Genomic DNA, 1160 nt, shown 5'->3' on the forward strand with positions numbered 1-1160 from the left:
CTAGTGTCCTGCGCCAGTAGTTGATCGTTAGTAGTTGCGTGACTTCTGCTGCTGGTGCGTCAGTTCCTCGTCGGGGCCCGAAGCTGGAGCCGTTGCTGTTGTCTGATGACGAGCGGGCGGTGTTGGAGCGGTGGACGCGGCGGGCGTCGTCGGCCCAGGCACTGTCCCTGCGCGCGCGGATCGTGCTGGCGTGCGCGGGTCCGGAGGTGCCACCGATCGTCGTGGTCGCACGCGAACTGCGGGTGGCCGCCGACACCGTCCGCAAGTGGCGGCGCCGGTTCCTGGCGGAGCGGCTGGATGGCCTGGTCGACGAGCCCCGGCCGGGCCGGCCGCCCACCATCAGCGTGGATCAGGTGGAAGCAGTCGTGGTCACGACGCTGGAGGAGATCCCGAAGAACGCCACCCACTGGTCGCGGAAGTCGATGGCGGAACACAGCGGCCTGTCGAAGTCCACCGTCGGCCGGATCTGGCGTAGGTTCCAGCTCAAGCCGCACCTGACCGACACCTTCAAGTTGTCGACGGACCCGCTGTTCGTTGAGAAGGTCTACGATGTCGTCGGGCTGTACTTCAACCCGCCCGAGGGCGCGGTGGTGCTGTCGGTGGACGAGAAGTCGCAGATCCAGGCCCTGGACCGGTCCCAGCCGGTGCTGCCGATAATGCCGGGCATGCCCGAACGTCGCACCCATGACTACGTCCGCAACGGGCTGACTACGTTGTTCGCCGCGTTCGACGTCGCCACCGGCGAGGTCATCAGTGCTCTGCACCGCCGGCACCGGGCAGCGGAGTTCAAGAGGTTCCTGATCCGGATCGACAAGGAAGTGCCCGCGCACCTGGCGGTCCACCTGATCTGCGACAACTACGGCACCCACAAGACCCCGGCGATCAAAACGTGGCTGGCCAAGCACCCACGCTTCCACATGCACTTCACCCCGACCGGCTCCTCCTGGATCAACCAGGTCGAGCGGTGGTTCGGCTTCCTGGCCGACCAGAAGATCCGCCGCGGCGCCCACAAAAACGTGCAGGCCCTCGAAGCCGACATCCGCGCGTGGGTCAAGGACTGGAACGAGGACCCCAAGCCGTTCATCTGGACCAAGACCGCCGAAGAGATCCTCGATTCCCTCGCCCGCTTCTGCCAACGGATCTCTGGCGCAGGACACTAG

At 66.0% G+C, this 1160-nt stretch carries 1 protein-coding gene; it reads left to right on the top strand.

Annotated features, from left to right (window positions below; all coding sequences use genetic code 11):
* The first annotated feature begins 38 nt into the window (after nucleotides 1-38).
* Nucleotides 39-1160, top strand: coding sequence for an IS630 family transposase (locus tag AC067M_RS45795; protein WP_478702916.1), 1122 nt, complete (start codon nucleotides 39-41; stop codon nucleotides 1158-1160).

The sequence above is a fragment of the Streptomyces sp. NPDC043427 genome, assembly GCF_056436655.1.